The following is a 19428-nucleotide window of genomic DNA, read 5'->3' on the forward strand; positions in this document are numbered from 1 at the left end:
TTAGGTGCGGGCCGGTGGCGTAGCTCGTGCGCGGGGCGGTGCGAAAAAGGCTTTGGTGACAGGAGTGAGGCGCGCCATCCTGGTGCGCCATTTGCCTTCTTGCAGAGTGTAAATCTCGGCCTTTAAGCCAGATGACCGGCCAGCATCCGGCATACGGACATGGGCCAACGCAATGCTGCGCTTGGCGGTCGGCGACCATATCCCGGATGTTATGTGCCCAACTTCTTTTTTGCGTCGATTGTAGATCAACGACCCTTCCGAGGGTTTGAATCCTTCGACATCGAAACGTAGGAGGAGGCTTCTTGGATTCTCTCGCTTGGACAGCAGCTCTCGCCGGCCATTGAAATGTCCTTTGTTGAAATCGACTAGCCGACCCAGACCAAGTTCGAAGGGTGTTTGGCCTCGGTGCAACCGTTCGGTCGCATGAACCGGTTGAAAATCCACACCTGCGGTCAGAAAACCGGCTTCGATGCGGGCCAAGTTTACAGCTTCGTATCCAATGGCGCGCAGTCCCTGATGTGTGCCGCCTTTCCAAATTCTGTCCCAAAGCGCTTCTGCCTTGTCCCAGTCGCACCAGAGCTCGTAACCTAAGTCACCAGTAAAACCCGTCCGCGAGATCATGAGACTGTGTTCAATTTGAGCGAGATCGAATGGCTTCAGCTTGCTGACATCTAAACCAGCGGCTTCCAAAACTGCATAAGAGGTCGGCCCTTGCAGCGAAAGTCCAGCAACACTGTGAGTTTCGTCGACGACTGAAACGTCAAAACCCCATGCAGCGTCGAGTAGCCATGTCAGCATTTGTTCCTGACAACAAAGGCGCCAATCGTTGTCGCCAAGATGGAAAAGAGTCCCGTCATCGATGATCATACCCTCTTCATCACACCAGACCGCGTACCCCACGCGACCAACGCTGATTTTTCGGACGTCCCGTGTCACGAGGCGATTGAGCATCGCGGTCGTGTCCGGCCCGGTCAATCGGTACTTGTGCATTGGTGTGATATCAAACAAAGAGGCCTGATTTCGCAGCGCGAAGTACTCGAACTCGACACTGTCCAGCACACCCGGGCCAGCATAACCGGCCCAATCGTACCAATTTTGTGCGCGATTTTGCTCTTCGAGTTTTTTGTGAAATGGCCCGGGTATCAAACCGAGTTTTGGATCGGTAAAGATGCTCATGGCAGAGCCTCCAGCGCCGCCAGGGCCGCATTGCGACCAGCGAGGCCCATGACGTCGCCACCGGGATGCGTTGCTGCACCGCATTGGAACAGCCCTTTCGGCCCCATGGAGTATCTGGACATCCCGTTCGTGGGCCGAAGTGTCAGGAGCTGGTCCAAAGACATTTCTGCATGGTGCCAGTGCCCGCCGGGCGCTCCGGTTGCGCTTTCGATTTTATCCGGTGTTATGACCTGCTTACCTGCAATTTGATCACCCAAGCCGGGCAGGGCGCGGCTAAGAGTTTCGACTGCAATTTCCGCAAGCTGTTCCTTTGCAGTCTCAGTCCAGCCGCCTTCAAGGTCAGATGGCGCATATTGCACTATGGTTGACAGCCAGCTTGCCCCGTCGGCTGTCTGCATTTTGAAAGCTTCAATCACAGGTGCTTTGGACATTTGACCATACTTAGCCGGATTGAACGCAGCTTCGACGTATTCCACAGAAGGAGCATAGATCAGACGTTCGTGTGCCAATTCGTCACTCAGGCTGGGCAGGGCGGAGCTATCCTTGAGCCGTAGATTGACCTTAGCCGTTGTTCCACGCGCCCGTATATTTCGCACTCGCCGCATCGTTTCGATGTCAAAGGCAGAGGGACCGGTCATTCGGCTTGTTAGTTTCGGGGCAAGGCTGCTGAGCACATTAGGCGCGGCAATGGTTCGTCCATCGGTGGTTTCCACTCCGGAGACTGCATCGTTGTCCAACAGAATGCGGGATACTTCAGTGTCCGGCATCAGCAGGCAACCTGCCTTTTGCGCAGCTTCCACCATCAAATCGGTTAACGCGCACATCCCGCCTGCTGGTTGAGTGATGGTCCCTCCGTGACCCAAACGATAGATCAGATTGAACACAGTGCCCGGAGATCTTGGACCAGTGGCTGTCCCCCAGATTGCATCAGCAGCAAGCATTCCAGCCACCGGTCCTTCCGACAGGTCATCTAGGATAATGTCGTGGACATTAGATAAGACGACCTGCAGGAAACGCCGCATTTCAGATTTGCCCAGCTTTTTCAGGTCTATGCCCAGTTTCGCCAGGCGCAAGAACTCGTTGAGCGCACCCCGGGAAAGGATGGCCTTTTGCCCCCCGGGAGGTGGAGCCTCGGCGAGTTGGCGCAAAAGGTCTCCATATGTAATCAGCTGGCGTGTCAGATCAGACCAGGCATCTGATTCCCGGTGTTTTGTCCCGTCGCTCCAATACACGCCGTCGTTCTTGAAGACGATGTGCCGCCCATCCTCAGACAGAGAGACCGTGGAGACGGGTTTGCTGGACAGGACAGGGTGTTGAATACCTATGCCGATGTCACCCAATGCCCGCGGGCTCAGGTTGTATAGCGAATGTGCAAGGGTCGGACCGCCGTCCACAGAATAAGACGCCATGCCGCCGAACCTGTCGGATTTCTCAATGATACAGACATTCTTGCCGCGTCGACCAAGGAGTGTTCCGGCAATCAGGCCGTTTACACCGCCGCCAACGACAATCGCATCAAATTGGCTCATGCGGCATACCCCTTCATTCGGCCATGCCGTGTTTCTTTTCTGAGAATAGCGCGGGCAGCGTTTGCACCTGGGGCCCCCATAACCCCTCCGCCGGGATGGGCGGACGACCCGCACAAATAAAGCCCCTTGATAGGTAAATTGTACTGCGACCAACCCGGGACGGGCCGATTGAAGAAAAGCTGATCAAAAGTCAGTTCGCCTTGGAAAATGTTGCCCTCTGTCAGACCGACCTCGCGCTCAATTTCCAATGGTGAGCGAACTTCCATATGAACAACGCGCTCGCGAATGTCGGGACACGCCACAGACATCTGGTCGAGTACAGTTTCTGCCATCGCGTTGCGCTGCTTTTCGTCCCAATTCTCGGCCGATTTAACGCCGTCGACTTCTAGGTCATAAGGCGCATATTGGACGAAAACCGTCATCATGTGGGCACCTGTCGGCGCCATAGTCGGATCAATCTGGCTAGGGATGAGCATGTCAATATAAGGCTTTTCCGACCAGCGCCCGACTTTCCAATCATCGTAGGCCTTTTCAAGTTCAAGGAGGCTCTGCGACACATGCAAATCACCCCTGAGGAAGCTGGTGTGCTCGGGTGCTGCAGGGAAATTTGGAAAGCGATCAAGTGCGATGTTGAGTTTCGCCGAAGATCCGCGAATTTTGAAGTTCCGCACCGCCTTGGTGAAGTCATCCGGCAACTCGGCCGCGTCAATATGGTGCAGAACAGTGCGTTTGATATCCATATTGGAGGCAACGACAGGGGCATAAAAAACCTTGCCGTCCTCGAGAGCTACACCTTCAACGCGTCCATCTTTGCTGAGGATTTTCTCAACCCCTGAACCTGTGTGAATCGTACCCCCGTGCTCTTTGAATGAGGCAGCAATCGCATTCGAAATCGCGCCCATCCCACCGCGCGCGAAACCCCAGGCACCGATGCCGCCATCAATGTCACCCATGTAGTGGTGCAGCAGAACGTAGGCTGTTCCGGGCGAATACACCCCGAGGCCGGTTCCGATAATACCTGAGCCTGCCAAATGGGCCTTAATCAGGTCGTTTTCGAAATGTTCATCCAAGAAGTCACCAATGGACATTGTCCAGAACTTCAGCGTTTCACCAAGCTCCCGACTGCCCAGACCATGTGCTTTTTTTACGAGGTATGCCAGTTCGCCGAGATCGCGCGGATGGAGAGAAGCGGGGTCCGGTGCGTCCCGAAGTAGAAAGGGACGGATAAAACGGCATTGCCGCATAATGGCTTGCGAATAGCGGCGATAGGCGTCGGCATCTTTTTCAGAATGACGTGCCATCTCACGCTTCAGTGCGTTGTGATCGGAATAGTAGGCGAAGTAATCCCCATCGCGTGTGAAGCTCGCGCCGCCTTCATACGGAATAACCTGAAGTCCGTATTTCGGAAGCTCGAGGTCCCTGGCAATCTCGCGCCGCAGAAGAGAGCAAACGTACGAGCAGTTGGAGTATGTCCAACCCTCGTGTAGCGACCGGCTGACTGCCGCGCCACCAATCCAGTCGTTCTTTTCGACCACCAAAACACGCATGCCAGCGCGCGCCAAATAGGCTGCGGCGGTTAATCCGTTGTGACCAGCGCCAGCCACAATCACATCGTATCTGTTATCAACTGTCAAATTGCTCCATCCCTTTCTCTTCCGTTTACAGATCGGGTGCGCGTTCGTAAAGTTTATTTGAGCGCTCAAATAAACTTCAAGCTATTGACGCATCTTTTTTGCGCGCTGTAGATGGCTGCATTCGTAGGAGGAGCGGCAATTGGTCGAAGTTGAGCGGAAACGTCCTCGCAAAGAGCGGAAGGAGAACGCAGATCGTCGTCGCCGGCAGCTGCTGGACGCGGCTTGCCGCTCTATATTGACGCACGGGTTGGCAAAAACGACGCTTGCAACGGTGGCGTCTGAGGCTGAGCTTTCTCAGGGTGTCGCGGCGTTTTACTTCAAGTCAAAACTAGGTCTTCTGACAGAAACATTGCGCGACCTTTACCAGCGTTACGAAAAGCACTGGACAGCTTCTTTAGAGCGAGCAGGGGACAAGCCCGCCGAAAAGATAAGGGCTTTGATAAAAGCTGACTTCCACCCGGATGCCTGTGGTCCCGATGTCTTGCCCCTTTGGTATGCATTTTGGGGCGAGCTTCGATTTCAGCTGCAGTATGACGAAGTTGCCGAGCATTTTGAGACACGTCGAAGAGAGACTTTGAGATTGATCTGGAATGAACTGCTCTCAGCAGACGACGCTATATCAGCAGATCAAATGGCTGAATGGATGGAGACATTAACTGATGGTTATTGGCAACGATTGCATCTAGCTCCGGAAGGCCTGAGCCGAAAGCAGGCGGAGCAAGCTGCCTGGGGATGCCTTGTTCGTTTGGTTCCAGAATTACTTGGAGATACGGCTTAGTCAATTTCGACTGAAAGGCCCCACAATATGACGCGAGTTCGGATATCGCAGCGGCCTCGGCCATCCTGGGGCGCCATCTTAAAAGAGGCGCGTTACCTTGCGCGGCTTGCCTTTCCGATAGTCATTTCTCTTGCTGCTGCTGCTTTGATTGGCGTCGTTGACACAGTGATGGTGGCCCCGTTGGGCACACTTCCTCTGGCGGCGGTCTCAATTACGGCCTCGGTGCTGATCATTTTCTATTCAGCGCTCTACGGCTTTGTGTCCGCAATTGGTGTGCGTATGGCCGAAGCTTTTGGGAAAACAAGTGACCAAGGGTTGGCAGCAGCAACAAACGCCGGGGTTTTTGTTTCCCTAGTCGTGGGGTCAGTTGGCGCTGTTGCAATGATCTGCCTTAAGCCTGCTCTTTCTTGGATTGGGCAGCCGCCTGAAGTGGTCAGTCTAATTGGCGGGTATTGGATTGCGATGAGCCTTCTTTTGGTGCCCTTCACGGTTTTCTACACGCTTAAGGCTCTCTTTGACGCCATGAACCGTCCGTGGATTGGGGTTGGTCTTGCGTTTCTTGCGGTCGGTTTCAACATCCCTTCAAACTATGTTTTGATCCACGGAGTTGGTGGCTGGCCAGGTCTGGGTCTTGTTGGCGCCGGGATTGCAAGTCTGTTGTCTCAGATAGTGCCGTTGATCATGGCGCTCGTGATCATACGAGTATGGAAAAGAAAGAGAGGCCTTCTGAGGGCCGCGAGTTTCGACAGATCCGAGGTCAAAGCGCAGCTCAAAGAAGGATTCATTATCTCCGTTGGTTATCTGGGGGAGGGGGCCGCTTACGCAGTTGCCGGCCTTATGCTTGGTTGGTTCAGCGCCGCTGCGCTCGCCGCGCATCAAATCGTTTCTGCGGTCAGCGACGTAGTTTACATGGTGCCCTTGGGCGTTTCGATTGCAATTTCGATACGTGTAGCTCAGGCCATTGGCGCCAATGAAAAAGAAAGGCTGAAGCCGATAGTATTGGCATCGCTGTTGGTCATCGTTAGTTGGATGGCCGTTGTCGTTACTGGTATTTTGATTGGCCGCGCTCCTTTGGCCAATAGCCTCTCAGATGATCCAAAAGTTGTTTCTCTCGCGATATCGATGTTCCTTGTGATTGCTGCAATGCAGATCGCAGATGGCGTGCAGGGGACAATGCTGGGCGCTTTTCGGGGCATGATGGACAATCACGTTCCTGTTGCGATTACCCTGATTGCATATTGGCTCTTTGCATTGCCGCTTGGATATGCGCTGGGCTTTTGGCTTGGGTTCGGTCCCAACGGAGTTTGGATCGGATACGGCTCAGGTCTCTCTTTGGCGGCTATCGCGTTGACCTATCGCTTCTTCTCCCAAAACCGCTAAGCGGCGCTGTTTGCTGGCCTTCTAAAGGCCCAACTTGTCTAAGAGTTTCAGGCGCAGGATTTCCGCTTCGACCAGAGTCTCTTTCGCAAAGGAGAAAGGCAGTGGTCTGAGGGGGGTGACCGGAAATTCCAACTCGTCTGATTTGGTTCCACTCGCCCATTTAGCGAGGACGCGCCCCATTGTAGTAGCTATAGCAACGCCGCGCCCATTATATCCCAAACCTGTCATAATCCCCGGTGTGAGCTCATGCAGATGTGGATAGTGATCTCTCGTCAATGCAACAAAGCCGCCCCACTCGTATTCCCACTGAACTCCAGATAACTGGGGGAAAAGTTCAACAGAAATGCGTTTCAACCGCTCAATTTGTTCGAGAGTGGAATTGTCGTTGTATGTGCCGCGTCCTCCCATCAGAAAGCGACCTTCCGCGTCTTGCCTGAAGTACAGAAGCAGGCGTCGTGCGTCCGACAAAGCGTTGCCTTCTGGCAGAATTGACTGGCGGACATTGTCGGACAGGGGCGCCGTAGCGACTTGGACCGAGCGAACGGGCAAAACGGATTTAGCCAAGCGCGGATGCAGATCTCCAGAATAGGCGTTCGTACAGATCAGCACTTTTTCTGAGATAACCGCTCCTTTGGGAGTTTCAATCCGAAAGCGACCGGCCTCTGACAAAATCTGCTTGGCAGGCGTTCCACCGAAAATTTGCACGCCATTGCGGCGACCTGCTTCGGCCAGCCCAAGTGCATAGTTTAACGGGTGCAAAACACCGCCGCGGCGATCCAGAACGCCGCCAAGGTAAGCTTCGGTCCCGGTCAGTCGCTGCATTTCGCTTTGATCAAGCGATACCATACCCCCGCCGTGGTTGTCCCAATCCTCGGCTAGTTTGTGTAGTTCACTGAGTGTTTTTTTACTATGCGCCGCGCGCAGCCAGCCAGGACGATTTGCGTCGCACTCAATCCCGTGCCGAGTTATTAAGTCAAACACAAGATCGGCGGCGTCACCGGCCATTCGGATCATTCTGGTTCCCCAGATGTCACCAAATTTGGTTTTGATGCCCGTCGGCCCGTCCTTTAGGCCTACATTGATTTGACCGCCATTACGTCCAGAAGCTCCCCAGCCCGGATGATGCGCATCGATGACAACAGCTTTGACGCCTTTCTCGGCCAGGTGAAGTGCTGCCGAAAGCCCGGTAAACCCGGCGCCAATCACGGTCACGTCAGAGTGCTGTTCGCCAACCAATTGTGGACATTCTGACGAATAGCCTGCTGTTGCTGACCACAGGCTATTTGCAATGACTGGGTTTTCGTTTCGGATCATCTAGTGGCCTCGCGCTTGCCTTGTGGGGGGAACTACGTAGGTTTGGCTCGTGATACTTGCCGGATAGTATGTGACGAATGCCCAGACTTTTGAACCAATTCGAATTGAAACCAACCGTCGAGCTCGATGCATTCGAGCAGGCGTGGAACGCGTTTGTCGAACACTTGATCAAGACGGACCTTGCCGCCGAGGGTGCGCCTTTGTGCAGGCGCATCCCCGCAAGTGGTTACGATACCGACGAGCTGCGCAACCATACGCTTATGGCTGTTGTAGAGTTCAGGGATCAATCGCAGGCAGACGCGGCTTGGGCCGCCATTGAAGGCCGCGTTGAGCCTTTGGGGGCTTTGCATCGTAGAGTTATTTCTTTGGTGCACGATCCGGTTTTCACTTTTTGGTCGGAACTCTAGATCTGCGATTGCGTACGTCCGGATGTTTTCACATCATTTTCTCTTTTCCATTGAATGATCGTTCAATCAATGGCATCTATCGCTTAGATGTCAATCGTCCACACGCTGAGTGAGAACGGCTGTTGGGGGCAGGCAAGACAAAAGAAGTGCTTAGTAGATGGGATGCATTTTGGTGAGACAATCGCCAATCGAAAAAACAAACCCTGAGGGACGGCGTCGTACCGAGTCCAAGGAGGTAAGGAGACAACAACTCATCGATGCGACAATCGACTCGATTGCCGAAAACGGGATTGGTGGAACGACCATGTCCACAGTGACCGAGATTGCAGGTTTGTCATTGGGCATCGTCAACTTCCACTTCAAAAGTAAGCAGAACTTGCTGGAAGAAACGTTGCTGTTTCTAGCAAAGGAACACCACGAACAGTGGTTGGAAGCCTTTGACAATGCAGGATTGTCAGCGCCTGAAAAATTGTTGGCGATCGTCGATGCGCACTTTTACCCTCAGATTTGCACGCCAAAAAAGCTAGCTGTTTGGTTTGCGTTTTTTGGAGAGGCAGGACGGCGCGAAGTCTATCGCAGTCTGATCAATGACATCGATCAGGAGCGGTACGACGTAGCACTGAGACTGTGTTCAGAGATTGCTGAAGACGGTGGATACAAGGACATACCGCCAAGGCAAGTCGTCAATATTCTGGAATCTCTGTACGACGGAATCTGGTTGGAGCTTTTGACCTATCCCGAGAACTTTCAACGTTCGGTTGCCCGGGATCACATTGCCGCCTTTCTTGCCAAGGTCTACCCAGATCACTTTCGAATGCCCGCGTTCAAAAACGGTGGTTGAAACAGAGCGGCTTTCAAACCGGACACTCCAGACAAGATCAGCCAGCGCATGGCGCAGCCAACCAAGGATCAAAAATGGATAGGGACCCTCGCTACGATATCCTTTTCGAACCGGTTCAAATCGGGCCAGTTACTGCGCCAAATCGGTTCTATCAGGTGCCGCACTGTACAGGTATGGGTTGGCAATATCCGCGTACTCTTGCTGCAATGCGAAAAGTGAAGGCGCAAGGGGGGTGGGGCGTCATATGCACAGAGTATAACTCGATCCACCCGTCGTCTGATGACCTACCGCATCCTTATGCTTCGCTTTGGGATGAAAGTGATGTTCGGGCGCACACCCTTATGACCGATGCCGTACACGAATACGGTAGCCTGGCAGGTGCTGAGCTTTGGTACGGAGGCGCCAACTCGAACAACTTGTTTTCCCGGTTGCCGAGCATGGACGTCGACAGCCGTCCCAATACGAAAGGGCACCCTTTTCAGACCCGTGCAATGGACAAGCAGGACATCCGGGATCTACGCCGCTGGCATCGAAAGGCCGCATTGAGGGCACGGGACGCTGGATTTGACGTTGTCTATGTCTATGCAACGCACGGATACCTGATCTCGAATTTTTTGCATCCGCGCGTGAATACGCGCGGTGACGAATATGGTGGCAACTTAGAAAATAGGGTGCGTCTCACCCGAGAATTGATTCAGGAAACCAAGGACGCCGTTGGCGACCGGTGCGCCGTGGCCGTTCGGTTCTCGGCTGACGAAGAGATCGGCGAGGATGGCCAGCCAATCTATGGTGAGCGACGAGAGATGTTTGAGATGCTCTCCGATCTTCCGGATTTGTGGGATATCAACATCGCAGATTACTCGGTTGAGATGGGTGTCTCCCGTTTTACTAAAGAAGCTGCTCTTGAACCCTATATGCATTGGGTCAAGTCCGTGACGGATAAGCCCGTCGTGACCGTTGGTCGCTTCACGTCACCTGATACCATGGTCTCGCAAGTCAGGCGGGGGATTACGGATTTCATTGGGGCTGCACGCCCCTCAATCGCTGATCCTTACCTTCCAAAGAAGATCGAAGAAGGACGCTTGTCCGCGATCCGCGAGTGTATCGGATGCAATGTTTGTTACGCCAGTGACTCGATAGGGGTACCTATTCGATGCACTCAGAACCCAACAATGGGAGAGGAGTGGCGCAAAGGCTGGCACCCTGAAATCATTCGTAAGAAATCCTCAGATGCGCGCGTCTTGATTGTCGGGGCAGGCGCTGCCGGACTGGAAGCGGCACGGGCACTTGGCGTGCGTGGGTATGATGTCCAATTGGCGGAAGCTACTCGTGAGTTGGGTGGCAGGGTCTCGCGCGAAGCGGCTCTGCCTGGAATGAGCGAGTACATTCGCGTCAAAGATTATCGCGAGCAGCAATTGATGGAGATGCCCAACGTTGAAATCTACCGTGAAAGCCCGCTGACAGTTGACGATATCTTGGCCGTCGATGCTGACCACGTTGCGATCGCAACCGGCGCGACTTGGCGAAAAGAGCATTTTGACGAAGAACGTTTCGCCCCGGTCGCAAAAGGGTCAGCCTTAGGTCGGGTCTTTACTCCCGATGACATCATGGATGGGAATCTTCCCATTGGACCAACGCTCGTTTTTGATGGTGATGGCTACTACATGGCCAGTGTTGTTGCTGAAAAAATCAGAACGCAGGGACATGCCGTCACGCTGGTCACACCGTTTGACAGTGTTTCTGACTGGGCAAGAAATACGTCCGAACGTTGGCGCATCAGAAGGCATTTGCTTCGCTTAGGGGTCGAGGTCCTGCCGTCAAAGTCGCTTAAGCAATTTGATGGCGAAATCGCAGAGTTGGAGTGCGCCTATGGCGGTCCAAATGTGAATGTTCCGGTTGCCAACATAGTGATGGTTACTGCTCGGAAGCCAAATGATGGTCTCTACAGGGGATTACTGGGGCGGGCGAGTTCCGAGGATTTGCCGTTCAGCCTTCGTCGCATAGGAGATTGCGACGCTCCGGCGATAATTGCGGCGGCGGTTTATTCAGGCCATCGATACGCGCAGGAATTGGACGAAGCAGTGGATGAGGACATTCCACTTAGACATGATCGTCTGGATGTCCGGCAGCAGCCGATTTGACTGCGCTGGACGATCTCGGTTGTACGCACTCAAGGGAACGCAGGAGAAATCACCCATGCCGGAAGGCTTAATCATCCGTCCGCTTGAATTGAAAGACAACGAAGAGTGGCGGCGCTTATGGACGGCATACTTGGATTTCTACGAGACCTCTGTCTCAGAAGAAGTCTACGAGGTTTCGTTCAACAGATTGTTGTCAACAGATGCAGGTGAATACAATTGCCTCATCGCTGAGTTAGAAGGGAAACCGGTTGGACTAGCGCACTACCTTTACCATAGGTTCATGTGGTCGGTGGAGGATACCTGTTATTTGATGGATCTCTTCGCTGATCAGCAGGTTAGAGGAAAAGGTGTTGGTCGAGCTCTAATCGAAACTGTCTTCCAGATCGCCAAGCAGGACGGTGTTCCGACCACCTACTGGACAACTCAAGAATTTAATTATCCCGGTCGAGTTCTGTACGACAAAGTCGCTAAGAGAACGCCATTTATAGTTTATGAAAAAGATGAATAATTGGTAGCGACTTGCCAGAAAAACTCGTCTTAGCGCTGGTCTTGTCAGAAGAACTTGTCTTGAGGCAGGCAGGACGGTTGCGTAGCTTTTGCCCATGACCAAACCTGCCTCTTTCAAGTACTTCAAAACCAGTCCCGAGGTCATCCGCCTTGCGGTGATGCTGTACATCCGTTTCCCGCTCTCGCTTCGAAATGTCGAAGATCTGTTGCACGAGCGAGGCATCGACGTGAGCCACGAAACCGTCCGATATTGGTGGAACAGGTTTGGTCCAATGTTTGCAGCTGAGATCCGACGGAAGCGTGTGCAGCAGCTGCGCGCGTTCTCGAAATGGAAGTGGCACGTGGACGAGGTTTTCGTAAAGGTGAATGGCAAGCGACATTATCTGTGGCGTGCAGTAGATCACGAAGGTGAAGTGCTGGAAGCAGTTGTCACCAAGCGCCGAAACAAGGCTGCAGCACTAAAATTCCTCAGGAAATTGATGAAACGGCACGGTTGCGCCAAGGAGGTCTTCACAGATCGCTTCGCTTCCTACAAGGCTGCGCTCAGAGAAATAGGCGCGTTCGAAAAACAACAGACGGGCAGGTGGCTCAACAACCGCGCCGAGAATTCACACCTGCCGTTTCGACGACGCGAACGCGCGATGCAGCGTTTCAGGCGCATGCGAAGTCTACAGAAATTCGCCTCCGTCCATTCCTCCGTCTACAATCACTTCAACCAGGAAAGATCGCTAGCCAGTCGAGACACCTTCAAGCTGACCCGCGCCGCCGCTCTTAGCGAGTGGCGTCAGCTTTGTTCCGGATAGGTTCGCGGTTTCCGCGGCAAACTGAGACTGGTTCGAATTCGTCTGACAGCACCTTTTGGACGAGCTGTTTCGTGATGACCGTCGGCGCTACGAACGCATTAAACCCGACAAGGACAAGGAAACCCGGTTCCAGTCCGCTTGCGGTCCTGTCGAAGAGGGCAAGGTTTATCTGCCTGCAGATGCACCCTGGCTGCCGGTGTTCAAACGAGAGCTTCAATCCTTTCCACGCGGACGCAACGACGATCAGGTCGACAGCTTTGCCCACTTTGTGAACTGGTCCAAGGAAGTGGGGTTCTATCGGGCGCTAGGCCATGATCATCAGATAAACATCGAACGTCGCGAGCGCCGTCGCGAGCGGATCAGACGGCGGTAGAACCTCAGCGTCAAGCTTGAAAACTCGTTGAATAGTACTGGGAGGGCCGATGTCGGACCAATCCTGAGAGCGGCCCCAATGACCGCTCGCAACCACAAACCGGTCTAATCGCTAATGCCGTCGGATGACGGCTTTGAGCCCAAAGCAGCCGGTAGAACAGCCAGTACGCTGCGCTTTGCAGCGAATGAGTCCCGGGATTCATGATCTGATGTTTCGACCGCCGCCTTGCGGCAACGACATCTGTATGACAGCATTTACTCAGTTTTCTAAGTATTAATCACTTGAACTGCATATTTACAGCCAGAAAGATTTGCTTTTCAGGCTGTCCTACCCCGCTGTCTGCAACGGAAATTTGAGGTTCAGCAAATACGTTGAATACGGTTGATCCCCTTTTGAAAACTTTGCCTAGACGGATGCCGAGAGGAATAGAGTAGTCGCCGTTCTCAAGGTTTGCGCTCCATACCGGGGCGCCTCCCGTGTACCATCCGTTACCCAGCTGGTAGAAAGCGAACGGTTGAAACGCACCGGCATTGACCCGATCGTTTCCGTCAAGGCTGCCAACGCCATACCGCCAAGTCAATAGATAGCCGAACTGGAGTTTTGGGGATCGCGCATTGAACATCACGTTGGCAAAGCCCAATTGCCATTGCGATGCTGCGACATCGTCGTCACCAGTTGGGACTACAATCTGAGGTCCAAGGCCAAAGCTGATAGCTGGATCTTTTGTATCGAACAGGTAGGCAGCAAAAACATCAAAATCAGCGATCCCGCTTTCCGTAGAACCACCCGGCCCAACTGGAAAGCTGTTGTAAGGCAAAGACGCACGCAGCAGCCAGTTGGAGTTGCCTATACTAAAAGGCTGAGCGTACCGCAGCACAAGCTGATTGCCATCTTCATCCCCTGGACCGGTGAATTCATCAATATAGTAATTTTGGATGTTGAATGCCGTGAAATTAGCCAAAGGGTTGTTGGCTTGTGCAGCATCGTCTGAACTGCTCTGAGCAGATACGGGCAACGCCGCAAGCAAGCTTAAGGCGATAGAGCAAAGTATGCTTTTTGCAGTAAAGTGTTTCTGTGTTTCTGCTTTGATCAACATTTTTTTCCTTCTGCCAAAATTATGCCGTGCTTGATCCAGTTGTTCTAAAAGTCGACCTCGTACCCGAAGAACGGTCCGCTTATTTCCAAAGCCAGGTCAGCGGCGCCACTGCGGTAGTCAATGTCAGTGTGGCGCCATCCTGCGTACCATCTACCATTTCTACCCCACGCTTCAGTTGCATAAGTCAAACCGGCGATAACCTCCCATGTGTCTTCTACACCATCAATTCCGCCAAAGCCGCCATAGTGCGCTCGTATTCTGCCACCCCATTTGTCTGAAAAACTCCAGAGTGTATCCAAGCCCACGACAGGTGTGTGAAATTCGACCGTGGTGTCAAAATCGAACTGCGGAGATAGAAAACCAGGAGTGACCGTCAAAGACACTTCGTCATGAAAATATGTACCACCGACGAAAGGCGAGACAGCAACCCTGGTCGCATCTGGTGCGCCCCCGAATGATAAGGTTCCGATCTCATATGAGAGACCATAGTTTACCAACCAGGCTTTTTCTTCCAACTCGTTTTGCCGAGTTATTCCAAGCGGGCCTATGGCTGTGTCGTCGTACTCGCCTTCGTAGTAAATGGCTGCGAAAAATAGACCAAGCGGACCTTTCCGCGCAGAGAGCTCGCCCTCGAAGGCCAAGAGCGCGGAGTCCAGAATGGTGTCTATGTTTTCATCGAACGTAAACGTGCGACCGCCAACGGTGATGTCTGCAGGTGCGTTTGGCAACCAAGCGTAGATAGCGCCGGAGAATTGCCAAGGTGACGCGCTCATGCTTCTCGTTGAGGTTGGAGACCAATTGAGGGCGGCATCTTCAGAAACAGCCGGCGAGCCGGATGCGATTCCCACGATCATTGCGAGACGAAATGTCGATAGAAAGTTGTTTCTTCTGTTTGCGAAACAGCGAATATACTTCACGTCGGCTTAGTCCATTTCATTAGTGGCTCTCCATCACAAGACCGAGTTTCGGAATAGTCGTAATCCTTTCGACAATAAATTGAAAACCGATCATCAAGTATCCAGCCCATTGGATTTTTTTGACGCGCAAGTATATATCCACCATCTGAAGCGAACGGCAAACGTACAACACGATGCCGTCGCATGATGGAGATGTCTACAATGACGCGTTTCTTATGAGCCGCTTTGAGTAAGGACGAGCTTTTGACCAGCCAGAGAGACGCCGATTGATGCAGATGCAATAATCGCTGCGATACTTTTTGTCTTCATAATATTGACTCCTTGTCAAAAGTTGATCTCCAGATTTCATCGTTGTTTTCAGACAGGGCAGATGCACTTACTGCAAAGTTTACCTGCCGCCTTTCGGCAAGAACATCGCCATGGCGAACCGGATGTTCCAGTCAGCAGAGAAGTCATCAGGTCGTTCAACAAAGTACTGACCCTCAAGAACGAAACGTGTGGGAATACCTTTAGAGCCAAGCCTAGTTGTATAGGACACGCCCATACCCACAGGCACAGACCATTCGTCGTCTCGAGTTCTGTCCCAAACTATGGTTGGTGCCGTCAAAAGACCCCATTGGTCCGTAATCGACCAAGTGCCAAAGTACTGAAGTGTTGTTCGGTCCACGTCTTCACGATCATCGTCGCCGGCGAAGGAGAAGAAGTTTTGCATCAAAAGGCCCATAGTAAAGTCTCTGGGGCGCAGCAACGAAGTGTTTTTTACAAGTATTGCAGACGGGCCGATCGTCCATTTTTCCGAGCCTAGTGCGTCATCGGTGGCTGTCGGAGCCTGTACAGTTGCCCCAATCCCCCACTGAAATCCTTTGGCATTCATGCCCGGCGTAAACAAGTTCAGTAATCCAATGTCGCCCAAGCCAGAATTACTATCAAAACTCACACCCGATGGTCCAGCTTCCGGGGTATCGACAGAAAAAGCTAAAGGCACAATTGGTCGCATGATGTACGTCCAGCCGGTGTCACCAATCGCAAATGGAATAAGAGGCTCAATAATAGTGACATTGCCCCATTTGTCGTCATCCGTGATGTCACCGCGCAAACGAAAAGTGTCTGACTCGAAGATAAAAAGCGTGTTGTTTGTCAGAGGGTTGGCAATTTCGCGATTGGCTCTGGCCAAATCGCTTTCTTCTTGCGCAAAGGCCAGATCAGCACTCATCAACGAAACGATGCCAGCGACAAAAGCCACACTTGTTCTTGTTCTGGAACGGTTATCCGGGCGCACCTTAAAACAGTTTCTTGCGGCTTCTAATTTTCTCAATTTCGCCTCCCTATAGGCATTTGGAAAAGATGTGGGTTTCTTGCTCTGGTAGCATCCATGTTCGCGCTCCGAGCCTTGTTCTCGACGGCAATACTGTTCACTCTACTCTCTCCAGATCACCAAGAACCCAAGATTTGTCATAAAAAGGGCCCGTGGGTCCGTAGAAGCGGAATAGAAGAAAATAGTCACGTCCCGCGACCGTTGGGGCCCAATTGCCTCCTTTCACTTCTGGCGCTTCCGGACCGAAGTAAATGTCCACGCTACCGTCCGGATTGGTCACCAATTCGGTATCCAATGTCAACGGCGTAATAACCGGCCATTGGGCGGAGCAAAAGTCGTCCACTGTTTGGTTGACCGGCGCCTTGGCAAACGCGCTCCCAAATAGCTGGCGGTTGCCAAGGCGTCTTGGTCCGTCAGGACCAATCTCTTCTGTGCCTTAGGAGTTCTGCCGGGCCTTGCTCTGTGCGAGACGATAGCTTCCTCCGTTCATCTCCAGGATACTGACATGGTGGGTCAACCGGTCGAGCAAGGCACCGGTGAGACGCTCGGAACCGAAGGTTTCCGTCCATTCGTCGAAGGGCAGGTTCGAGGTGATCAGGATCGAGCCGCGCTCGTATCGCTGAGAGATCAGTTCGAACAACAGTTCGGCGCCGGTCTTGCTGAGGGGCACGAAGCCCAACTCGTCGATGATCAGGAGCTTCTGCTTCACCAGCTGTTTCTGAAGGCGTAGGAGCTGGCGCTCGTCACGGGCTTCCATCAACTCGTGCACGATGGCCGCGGCAGTAGTAAAGCGAACCGCCAGGCCTTTCTGGCAGGCGGCCAGACCGAGGCCGAGCGCCACGTGGGTCTTACCGGTGCCGCTGGGGCCGAGAGCGATGACGTTCTCTCCGCGGTCGATCCATTCACCACGCGCCAGTTCCAGCACCTGCATCTTGTTGAGGGTTGGGATCGCGGCAAAATCGAAGCTGTCGAGGCTCTTGGTCGCGGGGAATTTCGCGGCCTTGATCCGGCGTTCGATCATCCGCCGCTCCCGGTCGATGAGTTCGAGCTCGATCAGACGGGCCAGGAACTGGACGTGATCTCTCCCTTCGGCAGCGCAGAGCCGAGCCTGCTTGTCGTATTCCCGCAGGATGGTCGGCAGCTTCAGCTTTTTGAGTCGGTGGTTCAGCAGGATCTGTGGTGTCTCCGTCATGTCGAGGCACCTGTTGTCAGGCACATGTAGCTGGCCGGAGATGTCGTCGCCACCTTAGCCCGTGGCAGGAACGGGTAGACATCCAGATCGAGCCTCGGCGGCCGCCGCTCCACCCGGCACAGCACCAGATGCTTCACGGCATCAAAGCTGATTGCTCCCATCTGGAGAGCCGTCTTCACGGCAGCATGAACCTCCTCCATCTCGAAGCTTTCGAGCAGCCGTAGGACCTGCACGTATTCGCGCCGCCCAGCTTTCAGCATGCGTGCCTCCATCAGCTTCTGGAGAGTATCAAACGCCTTGGGAAGCTCCCATCCGGCCAGCGGAGCCGCCTGTTCGAAAGCGTTTATCTTCTTCTCGATCAGCGGCAGGTAATGAACTGGATCGAAGACCATGTCCTCGCGGTCGTAGCTGCGAACATGCCGCGCGATGACCTCCCCACCACATCCGATGACCACACGGTCAACATAGGCGCGGATCCAGACATCGCGATGGCCGTAAGCAACCGGCACGGAATAGTCGTTGGTCTTATAGCGCAGCAGCGACAGGGAACTGACCCGGCCCGATGCCTGGTCACAGGCGTCAAAGGACCGGGCGGGGAGCGGCGCCATGATCTCCAGATCGCGTTGAAGCCGCTCTCCAATCGTCTCATTGTGCCCGCGCAGCTTGTCGTTTTGGCGCTTCCGGCACTGCTCTTCGAGCCAGTCGTTGAAGGCATCCCAGGTCGGAAGACTCGGGACCGGCACCATGAAGTTGCGCCGGGAATAGCCAACCAGCCCTTCGACGGACCCCTTGTCGTTGCCCTTGCCAGGACGCCCGTAGCGGTCCCGGATCACGTAGTGGGACAGCATCTCGCTGAACAGCCGCGCGCGCCTGCGAGTTCCGTCGGGCTCGATCTTCGCCACAAGGCACCGGTCGTTGTCGTACAGGATCGACTTCGGAACGGCCCCGAAGAACCTAAAGGCATGGACGTGGCCATCCATCCAGGCTTCCGCGGTCGCCGCCGGATAGGCCCGGACGTAACAGGCATCGCTATGTGGAAGGTCCAAGGCAAAGAAGCGGGCCTTCTGTTCAATGCCACCGATCACAACAACCGGTTCGCCGAAGTCGGCCTGAGCATGGCCGGGTGAATGATTAAGCGGTACGAACATCTCGCGATGCCGTCGACCATGTTCCCGAACATAATCCTTGATGATGGTGTAACCACCCTCGAAGCCATGCTCATCGCGCAGTCGCTCGAAGATCCGCTTGGCCGTATGCCGCTGTTTGCGCGGTCGCTGCCGATCTTCCGACAGCCACTGATCAACGATCCCAGTGAAGCCATCCAACTTGGGCCGCCGGATCGGTGCTGACCGCCGGTAACCAGGTGGGACCGAAAACGCCAAAATCTTGCGAACGCTGTCACGAGATATCCCGAAATGTCGGGCCGCTTCTCGCTGACTCATACCCTCGGCACAGGCCAGACGAACTCTACGATACAAATCCACGGAAAAGATCCTCCCGCCCCCCCGTTACGAAAAGAAGGGCAAAGATGGACGACTTTTACGCCGCCCGCAGCAGGGTCATCCCGCCGCTACCGTGGACGACTTTCTCACCGCCGCTCTCACAATCATCTCGGACTATTGCCTGTCTGTGTTCCTCGCCATGTCCTTGATGAGTACGCAATTATGGACTCTCGCGGATCTCGGGCTCACGCTGTTTGTTATTCTTCTCATGCAAGTCGTCGTCGCCATAGCCTTTATTCCCGGGGTATTGTTTGTCGGGCTTTGTCGCAATTACATAGCCGCAGTCCTCAGCTCCGGTTTTGCTGGTTTCGTGCTCGGTGCAACGCCAACAGCGATTGCCAATATGTCCTCGGTTGCCAAACGGTATGGTCCGGCGCCCCTTGCCGTCATTACCCTGCTGCGTGTCTCCGCATTCTTCGTGGATTTGGTGAACGCTCTAATCGTTCAGGTGTTTTTGAACTTTTAGAGGTCGTCCTTGTCGCGTTTGGAGGGTTTGGCAAAGACCCAAACCAGAGCTCCCAGA

The 19428-nt window shown here is 53.8% G+C and carries 19 protein-coding genes; 9 read left to right on the forward strand and 10 right to left on the reverse strand.

Annotation, left to right across the window (positions count from 1 at the left end; translation table 11 throughout):
* From ACR0DX_RS02915 to ACR0DX_RS02925, 3 genes are read right to left on the reverse strand one after another with little or no spacing between them, the layout of a single operon-like run.
* On the reverse strand, nucleotides 1–1176 hold the full coding sequence (locus ACR0DX_RS02915) for an aminomethyl transferase family protein (protein WP_480845104.1): 1176 nt from the start codon (nucleotides 1174–1176) through the stop codon (nucleotides 1–3).
* Nucleotides 1173–2705, reverse strand: a complete 1533-nt coding sequence (locus ACR0DX_RS02920) for a phytoene desaturase family protein (protein WP_170352671.1) — start codon at nucleotides 2703–2705, stop codon at nucleotides 1173–1175. Before ACR0DX_RS02920 ends, ACR0DX_RS02915 begins: the two co-directional genes overlap by 4 nt.
* Nucleotides 2702–4339, reverse strand: coding sequence for a phytoene desaturase family protein (locus ACR0DX_RS02925; RefSeq protein ID WP_170352672.1), 1638 nt, complete (start codon nucleotides 4337–4339; stop codon nucleotides 2702–2704). The genes ACR0DX_RS02920 and ACR0DX_RS02925 overlap by 4 nt, the downstream gene beginning before the upstream one ends.
* A gap of 139 nt (nucleotides 4340–4478) precedes the next feature.
* Between ACR0DX_RS02925 and ACR0DX_RS02930 the strand changes: the two genes are divergently transcribed.
* Both ACR0DX_RS02930 and ACR0DX_RS02935 read left to right on the forward strand, forming a co-directional pair.
* Nucleotides 4479–5117, forward strand: a complete 639-nt coding sequence (locus ACR0DX_RS02930) for a TetR family transcriptional regulator C-terminal domain-containing protein (RefSeq protein WP_170352673.1) — start codon at nucleotides 4479–4481, stop codon at nucleotides 5115–5117.
* A 27-nt stretch (nucleotides 5118–5144) separates the two neighbouring features.
* Entirely contained in the window at nucleotides 5145–6497 is a 1353-nt protein-coding gene (locus tag ACR0DX_RS02935; protein WP_170352674.1) for an MATE family efflux transporter, read from the forward strand.
* 21 nt (nucleotides 6498–6518) lie between these two features.
* Here the strand turns inward: ACR0DX_RS02935 and ACR0DX_RS02940 are convergent, their stop codons facing one another.
* The gene (locus ACR0DX_RS02940) at nucleotides 6519–7811 is read right to left on the reverse strand and encodes an NAD(P)/FAD-dependent oxidoreductase (protein WP_170352675.1); all 1293 of its coding nucleotides are present in this window, start codon (nucleotides 7809–7811) and stop codon (nucleotides 6519–6521) included.
* 77 nt (nucleotides 7812–7888) lie between these two features.
* On the opposite strand from ACR0DX_RS02940, the gene ACR0DX_RS02945 reads away from it, so the two are divergent.
* The 6 genes from ACR0DX_RS02945 to terL all read left to right on the forward strand — a co-directional run bounded on the left by ACR0DX_RS02945 (nucleotide 7889) and on the right by terL (nucleotide 12883).
* Entirely contained in the window at nucleotides 7889–8218 is a 330-nt protein-coding gene (locus ACR0DX_RS02945) for a DUF6614 family protein (RefSeq protein ID WP_170352676.1), read from the forward strand.
* 157 nt (nucleotides 8219–8375) lie between these two features.
* Nucleotides 8376–9059: a TetR/AcrR family transcriptional regulator gene (locus ACR0DX_RS02950; RefSeq protein ID WP_170352677.1), complete on the forward strand. Its 684-nt coding sequence runs from the start codon at nucleotides 8376–8378 to the stop codon at nucleotides 9057–9059.
* A gap of 74 nt (nucleotides 9060–9133) precedes the next feature.
* Nucleotides 9134–11200, forward strand: coding sequence for an oxidoreductase (locus ACR0DX_RS02955; protein ID WP_170352678.1), 2067 nt, complete (start codon nucleotides 9134–9136; stop codon nucleotides 11198–11200).
* On the forward strand, nucleotides 11166–11708 hold the full coding sequence (locus tag ACR0DX_RS02960) for a GNAT family N-acetyltransferase (protein WP_371810531.1): 543 nt from the start codon (nucleotides 11166–11168) through the stop codon (nucleotides 11706–11708). The genes ACR0DX_RS02955 and ACR0DX_RS02960 overlap by 35 nt, the downstream gene beginning before the upstream one ends.
* A 94-nt stretch (nucleotides 11709–11802) precedes the next feature.
* A complete protein-coding gene (locus ACR0DX_RS02965; RefSeq protein ID WP_170352679.1) occupies nucleotides 11803–12510 on the forward strand; it encodes an IS6 family transposase in 708 nt (235 codons plus the stop codon).
* A gap of 55 nt (nucleotides 12511–12565) precedes the next feature.
* On the forward strand, nucleotides 12566–12883 hold the full coding sequence (gene terL / locus ACR0DX_RS02970) for a phage terminase large subunit (RefSeq protein ID WP_170352680.1): 318 nt from the start codon (nucleotides 12566–12568) through the stop codon (nucleotides 12881–12883).
* A 277-nt stretch (nucleotides 12884–13160) separates the two neighbouring features.
* On the opposite strand, the gene ACR0DX_RS02975 is transcribed toward terL, so the two are convergent.
* From ACR0DX_RS02975 to istA, 6 genes are all read right to left on the reverse strand, one after another.
* Nucleotides 13161–13979: a hypothetical protein gene (locus tag ACR0DX_RS02975; RefSeq protein ID WP_480549551.1), complete on the reverse strand. Its 819-nt coding sequence runs from the start codon at nucleotides 13977–13979 to the stop codon at nucleotides 13161–13163.
* 44 nt (nucleotides 13980–14023) lie between these two features.
* Entirely contained in the window at nucleotides 14024–14896 is an 873-nt protein-coding gene (locus ACR0DX_RS02980) for a hypothetical protein (protein WP_170352681.1), read from the reverse strand.
* A 388-nt stretch (nucleotides 14897–15284) separates the two neighbouring features.
* Nucleotides 15285–16211: a transporter family protein gene (locus ACR0DX_RS02985; RefSeq protein ID WP_170352682.1), complete on the reverse strand. Its 927-nt coding sequence runs from the start codon at nucleotides 16209–16211 to the stop codon at nucleotides 15285–15287.
* A gap of 97 nt (nucleotides 16212–16308) precedes the next feature.
* The gene (locus ACR0DX_RS02990) at nucleotides 16309–16554 is read right to left on the reverse strand and encodes a DUF1214 domain-containing protein (RefSeq protein WP_480845110.1); all 246 of its coding nucleotides are present in this window, start codon (nucleotides 16552–16554) and stop codon (nucleotides 16309–16311) included.
* Nucleotides 16555–16647: 93 nt separating this feature from the next.
* The gene (gene istB / locus ACR0DX_RS02995; protein ID WP_170352683.1) at nucleotides 16648–17403 is read right to left on the reverse strand and encodes an IS21-like element helper ATPase IstB; all 756 of its coding nucleotides are present in this window, start codon (nucleotides 17401–17403) and stop codon (nucleotides 16648–16650) included.
* The gene (istA, locus tag ACR0DX_RS03000) at nucleotides 17400–18887 is read right to left on the reverse strand and encodes an IS21 family transposase (protein WP_170352684.1); all 1488 of its coding nucleotides are present in this window, start codon (nucleotides 18885–18887) and stop codon (nucleotides 17400–17402) included. Before istA ends, istB begins: the two co-directional genes overlap by 4 nt.
* Nucleotides 18888–18978: 91 nt before the next feature.
* On the opposite strand from istA, the gene ACR0DX_RS03005 reads away from it, so the two are divergent.
* On the forward strand, nucleotides 18979–19371 hold the full coding sequence (locus ACR0DX_RS03005; protein WP_480549559.1) for a sodium/glutamate symporter: 393 nt from the start codon (nucleotides 18979–18981) through the stop codon (nucleotides 19369–19371).
* Nucleotides 19372–19428: the final 57 nt, after the last annotated feature.

The sequence above is a fragment of the Ruegeria sp. D3 genome, assembly GCF_056534465.1.